This is a genomic window from Streptomyces synnematoformans (assembly GCF_039531005.1).
Taxonomy (GTDB): domain Bacteria; phylum Actinomycetota; class Actinomycetes; order Streptomycetales; family Streptomycetaceae; genus Streptomyces; species Streptomyces synnematoformans.
Window position 1 is genome coordinate 1 of sequence record NZ_BAAAPF010000709.1, and the last position, 984, is coordinate 984.

A 984-nucleotide genomic window follows, 5' to 3' on the forward strand; every position below is an offset into this window, starting at 1 on the left:
CCGGCGGGCCCGCCGGGGGCGCCGGGGCCGGGGCGCCGCCGGCGCCGTCGGGGTCCTCCGCCCCGTCTTCGAGGGGCTGGCGGACCACGACGGGCGGGATCGGCCTGGAGCCGGGGATGTTGATCCGGATCCGGGTCGTCAGCGTCGTCTCGGTCGCGGGAACGCCCGCGTCGCCGTCCCGGCCCGGCCCCGCGCCCGCTCCGGGCGCGGGGGGACCGGCGGTCGGCGTGTCCGGTCCCGCGTACGGCGGGGTGCCCGGCGGGTACGCGGCGTCGCCGCGTCCCCCGGGACCGGATGGCGGACTGTCATTCTCTCGGCTCACGGCAGGTCTCCCGTAGTGCTCCGCCGCCCGTCACGGCACCCGCGGGCAGCCCGGCGGCGCGCACCACCATACTTGTCCGCTCCGTCACCGCGGCCCGGCAACCGCATTCCGTCGCCCGCGCGAAGGCGTAGTTGACGGTCGCCCGCGCCCAACAGCGCACGTCACTCGGGAAGTCGGGACGGCGCGTCGTCCGCCGGGACGAGCTGCGGCAGGGTGGTGCACATCACAGCGATCCCGGCGGTCAGCATGCCGCCGAAGAGGAAGAGCTGCGGCCCGAGTCCGGAGGCGAAGACGAAGTCGCCCTCGGGGCGGTTGAGCGACACGGCGATCACCGCGAGCAGCCAGCCGCCGCCCGCGGCGAAGCCCCCGCCGCGGCCGCGGGTGGCCACCCCGGCGCCGTAGCAGAGTGCGCCGACGGCGGCGAGGGCGAGGAGCATCCCGCCGGGCACCCAGGCGGCCTGGACCAGCGACCCGGCGACCCCGACGAGGGCGCCGAGCAGCACGGCGGCCAGGTACGCGAAGACGCGGCCCAGCGTCACGGGCTGGGCGAGCGCGCTGCCGGAGGGCGGGGGCGGGGGCGCGGGACGGCGCGCGGGCGTGCTCGTTGAGGCGGTACCGGCGCGGCTGCGTTTTCCCGCGCCCCCGCCGGCGGCGCTGCCGCC

1 protein-coding gene and 1 pseudogene are annotated in these 984 nt (G+C 78.9%); both read right to left on the reverse strand.

Going from position 1 to position 984, the window contains the following annotated elements; genetic code table 11:
- Positions 1 to 322, reverse strand: a pseudogene (locus ABD317_RS37265) (hypothetical protein); the annotation flags it as partial.
- Between the two features lie 161 nt (positions 323 to 483).
- On the reverse strand, positions 484 to 984 hold a 501-nt coding region (locus ABD317_RS37270; RefSeq protein ID WP_344296553.1), incomplete at its 5' end, for a DUF6113 family protein.